The 4532-nt window shown below is 72.7% G+C and carries 4 protein-coding genes; 1 reads left to right on the plus strand and 3 read right to left on the minus strand.

All coding sequences use genetic code 11. The features are described from left to right. Nucleotides 1–874: catalase (locus ACYQ0U_RS22530; protein ID WP_459976126.1), on the minus strand; the 874-nt coding region annotated here is incomplete at its 3' end. 17 nt (nt 875–891) lie between these two features. Next, entirely contained in the window at nt 892–2190 is a 1299-nt protein-coding gene (locus ACYQ0U_RS22535; protein ID WP_459976127.1) for an adenylosuccinate synthase, read from the minus strand. 113 nt (nt 2191–2303) lie between these two features. Here ACYQ0U_RS22535 and ACYQ0U_RS22540 point away from each other — a divergent pair, with 113 nt between their 5' ends. After that, nucleotides 2304–3230: a diacylglycerol/lipid kinase family protein gene (locus tag ACYQ0U_RS22540; RefSeq protein ID WP_459976128.1), complete on the plus strand. Its 927-nt coding sequence runs from the start codon at nt 2304–2306 to the stop codon at nt 3228–3230. On the opposite strand, the gene ACYQ0U_RS22545 is transcribed toward ACYQ0U_RS22540, so the two are convergent. After that, entirely contained in the window at nt 3227–4228 is a 1002-nt protein-coding gene (locus ACYQ0U_RS22545; RefSeq protein ID WP_459976129.1) for a LuxR C-terminal-related transcriptional regulator, read from the minus strand. The genes ACYQ0U_RS22540 and ACYQ0U_RS22545 overlap by 4 nt on opposite strands. Nucleotides 4229–4532 lie beyond the last annotated feature (304 nt).

Raw genomic sequence — 4532 nt, forward strand, 5'->3', positions numbered from 1 at the left:
GGCGGCCGATCGACTCCGAGTAGGCCAGCGGGCGGTATCGCAGGATGGGATCGTCGGAGAGCTCGATGCCGTCGACGACGCGCGTCGGGTCGAACACCACGGGCCCACTGGTCTCGGCGTGCGGGAGCTCCTCGGTGACCTCGATCGTGCCGCCGAGCAGGTCCCGCGCGTGCTTCCACACCGACGTCGCACGGTGCGGGTCGTCACCGGCGCCCGCGACCTGGAGGCGTACGGGGAAGCGGACCGGTCTCTGCGCGAGCCGGGCCGCCATCTCCTCGAAGAGCCGGTCCGGGCCGTCGAACCTCTCCGCCCCCGGCTCGGAGTCCTGGGCGGCGAACGAGTAGCGCACCCAGCTGAGCCGGTCGTGGGCGTCCCGCCACCCGTAGGCGTGGATCGGGTAGTACGTCGGCTGGGTGAAGCTGCGGTGCGGTGCCACCGCCTTGCTCCGCAGGCCGTCGAGCATCGCGCCCGCCATGCCGGGGTGCCGGAGCATGAACAGCGGGACCAGCGCCGGCTTGCGGGAGGCCTCCGTCATCGCGACGAAGTCCTCCGGACTGTCGGTCGGGAACCGCCGGGCCGTCTGGCCGAGCAGGTCGGTGGCGGTCCCGTCGGGCAGGCGGAACTTCACGGCCATGCCGCGGATGTCGGGCGCGGGGTCGGGGACGTCGGCGTTGCCACCGGCGTTCGACCAGCGGACCAGCACGGGGACGGGCTCGCCGGAGAGGTGCCGGGCCCGGCCGAGGGCGGACGCCTCGGGCGTGGCGGTGAAGGTGCCGGCGTAGAACCGGCCCTTCGCGTGGAGGGTGCGGTGGCGGTCGGGGCCGCCGAACGCCGCGCGCAGCCGGTTCACGGCCTGCACCGGGTCGAGTGCCATGACCGGACGCTAGTCCCTCAGATCAGGTCGTGTCGCACGACCGTCGCCGCCCGGGAGGGGCCGACACCGACCGCGGAGATGCGCGTCCCCGACATCGCCTCGACGGCCTCGACGTACCGCTGCGCGTTGACCGGCAGCTCCTCGAAGGCGCGGGCGTCGGAGATGTCCTCCCCCCAGCCGTCGAGGTACTCGTAGATCGGGACGGCGTGGTGGAAGTCGCTCTGGTTGACCGGCATCTCGTCGTGGCGGGTGCCGTCGACGTCGTAGGCGACGCAGACCGGGACCTTCTCCAGGCCGGTGAGCACGTCGAGCTTGGTGAGCACGAAGTCGGTGACGCCGTTGACCCGCGCGGCGTAGCGGGCGATGACGGCGTCGTACCAGCCGCAGCGGCGCGGGCGACCGGTGGTGGTGCCGTACTCGGCACCGACCTTGCGCAGGTGCTCGCCCGCGTCGTCGTGGAGCTCGGTCGGGAACGGACCCTCGCCCACCCGGGTCGTGTAGGCCTTGACGATGCCGATGATCGTGTCGAGGCGGGTCGGCGGGATGCCGGAGCCGGTGCAGGCGCCGCCGGAGGTCGCCGACGACGAGGTCACGAACGGGTACGTGCCGTGGTCGACGTCGAGCAGCGTGGCCTGGCCGGCCTCGAGCAGCACGGTCTCGCCGCGGTCGAGCGCCTGGTTGAGCAGGAGGCCGGTGTCGCACACCATCGGGCGCAGCCGGTCGGCGTAGGCGAGCAGCTCCTCGACGGTCTCGTCGACCGTGGCCGGACGGCGGTTGTAGATCTTGGTGAGCACCTGGCCCTTGAGCTCGAGGACGCCCTCGACCTTCTGGCGCAGGATCTTCTCGTCGAAGATGTCCTGCACGCGGATGCCGATGCGGTTCATCTTGTCGGCGTACGTCGGACCGATGCCGCGCCCGGTGGTGCCGATCCTGCGCGAGCCCAGGAAGCGCTCGGTGACCTTGTCGAGCGTGCGGTTGTACTCCGCGATCACGTGCGCGTTGGCGCTGATCTGGAGCCGGCTCACGTCGACGCCGCGCGCGACCAGCCCCTCGATCTCCTCGAAGAGCACCGCGAGGTCGATCACCACGCCGTTGCCGATCACCGGGGTGCAGCCCGGCGTCAGGATGCCGCTGGGCAGCAGGTGCAGCGCGTACTTCTGGCTGGTGCCGTCTTCCTGGCCGATCACGACCGTGTGGCCGGCGTTGTTGCCGCCGTTGAACTTGACGACGTAGTCGACGCGCGAGCCGAGGACGTCGGTCGCCTTGCCCTTGCCCTCGTCGCCCCACTGGGCGCCGATGATGGCGATGGCCGGCATGTGGGCCTCCTGCAAACGAGAGAAGCCCCGGCACAACAGCACCGGAGCTCTTGCGGCGTCACGCTACCAAAAGGTGAATCGTCGGACCGAAGCGACGGGATAGGGTCCGCTTCGTGGACCCCCTCCTCGTGATCACGAACGCCGAGGCCGGCACCGCGGACGAGGAGAAGCTGGCGACAGCGCTCGCCGTACTCCGCGAGCGGGCCTCGGTCGAGGTGTGTGCGACCTCCAAGCCCGGCGAGCTCGACGGCGTCCTGCACCGGGCCGGGTCACGCCGGATCGTGGTCGCGGGCGGCGACGGCAGCCTGCACGCCGTCATCGCCGCGCTGCACCGCCGCCAGGAGCTGTCGAGGTCGGTGCTCGGCCTGCTGCCGCTCGGCACCGGCAACGACTTCGCCCGCGGCGTGGACATCCCGCTCGACGTCGCGGAGGCCGCCCGGGTCGTCCTCGACGGCACGCCCACGCCGATGGACCTGGTCGTCGACGAGGTCGGCGAGGTCGTCGTCAACAGCGTGCACGTCGGGGCCGGGGCCAACGCCAGCCGCCGCGGCCAGCGCTGGAAGGACCGGCTGCACTCGGTGGGGGTCGGCCGGGTCAACCTCGGCAAGCTCGGCTACCCGATCGGGGCGCTGCTCACGGCGTGGAGCCCGCCGATCATCCGCGTGCGCATCGAGGTCGACGGGGAGTGCGTCACCGACCTGGACCAGCCGATCCTCATGGCCGCCGTCGGCAACGGGCCCTCGGTCGGGGGCGGCGCCGAGCTGACCCCTGAGGCGGATCCCGCCGACGGCCGGGTCGACGTGATGATCTCCCGCTCCGTGGGGCCGGTCGCCCGGCTGGCCTACGCCGTCCGCCTGGGCTTCGCCACGCACCACGAGCGCGACGACGTCACCTACCTGCGCGGCTCGACGGTCTCGGTGTCCGGCGGGCCGTTCTGGTGCAGCGCCGACGGCGAGATCTACGGTCCGGAGCGGCACCGCACCTGGCACGTGGAGCCCGACGCCTACCGCATGGTGCTGCCTGGCCCTGATCCACGCTAGACCCACCCGCGCCGGGCGGCCTCGACGCCGGCCTGGAACCGCGAGTCCGCGCCCAGCTCGGTCATCAGGTCGGCGACCCGGCGGCGCACCGTGCGCAGGCTGAGCCCGAGCCGGCGGGCGATCTGCTCGTCGTGCTGCCCGGTCGCGAGCTGCTGGAGCAGGAACCGCCGCTGGTCGTGGCCGGCCCCGCGCACGGCCACCGCCGGCGCGGCCCCCTGCTGCCACAGGAGGTCGAACCAGCGGGTCATCGCCTCCACGACGCCACGCTGCCGGACGACGGCGAGCGGCATGTCGGCGTACCCCAGCGGATCGGGCATCACCACGTGCGAGTCGCCGATGACCAGCAGCCGGGTCGGGACCTCGGGCAGCACCCGGATCTGCTCGCCCGCGTCGGCCCGCGCGGAGAGGATGCCCGGGGCCTCGCGGGCCGCATGCTGGGGGTAGATCGCCCGCGAGGTGCGCCCACCCTGGCCCAGCGCCTCGGCCACGAGGGTCGTCATCATGTCCTCGCGCGGGCTGCGCCACTGGTCGGGGCGCATCCAGAGCAGGTCCCCGCGGCTGCGCAGCACCAGGTCGCGCACCATCGCGTAGACGTCGGTGCGGTTGTCGAGGGTGATGACCTCGCCCTCGATCCGCAGCGTCCTGTCCGGGTCGGCCGCGGGGGCCGGAGCGTCCTCGGCCGGCAGGAAGCCCACCGCGTCGGTGAGGCCCTCGAGCCAGCGTCGCATCCGCTCGGCGTGCACGGCCTGGGCGGCGACCATGATCCGGACCGCCTCGTTCGGCGGCTCCACGACCAGCAGGTCGCCGTCGAGCCGGGCGATGCCGGCGCGGAAGAGCGGCTCAATCTCCGCGAGCAGCTCGTCCGGCGTACGCACCATCGCGGCGGCGACCTGGCTCAGCTCGCGGCCCGACATCGTGCGCAGCCGACGGTAGGCGCGGTCGACCGCGGGCGTGAAGCCGAGCGCGGTGAGCACGGACGTGGCAGCCGGACGTGGCACCCGCCGACCGTACGCCGAATGGCATCTTGATGCCAGCGTCTCCATTTCTCCGTTGGCAGGGACCGGTCAATGGGACGATTCGCTCGCATCCGCCGCGTCACGACCCGCATCGGGGGATTGGTCGTTGTGTGGGGGATCGAGAGACGAGGGCGTCGGGTCGGCCACTGGGCGGCAGTCCCGGCGCCCTCTTCGCGGGTGTCTCAGCCCCGGCGGCCAGGACGCCGAGTCCGGGTGGCCGAAGGCCGTCGCGCGGCTCGCTCGCCCGGTAGCCGGTCCGCGGATGTTCAGGCCCGGTCACGACGGC

It is taken from the genome of Nocardioides pyridinolyticus (assembly GCF_054653575.1).

Excerpts from the sequence above, each read along its gene's own strand:
- ACYQ0U_RS22535 (WP_459976127.1), bottom strand. The coding sequence starts at position 2,190 with ATGCCGGCCATCGCCATCATCGGCGCCCAGTGGGGCGACGAGGGCAAG.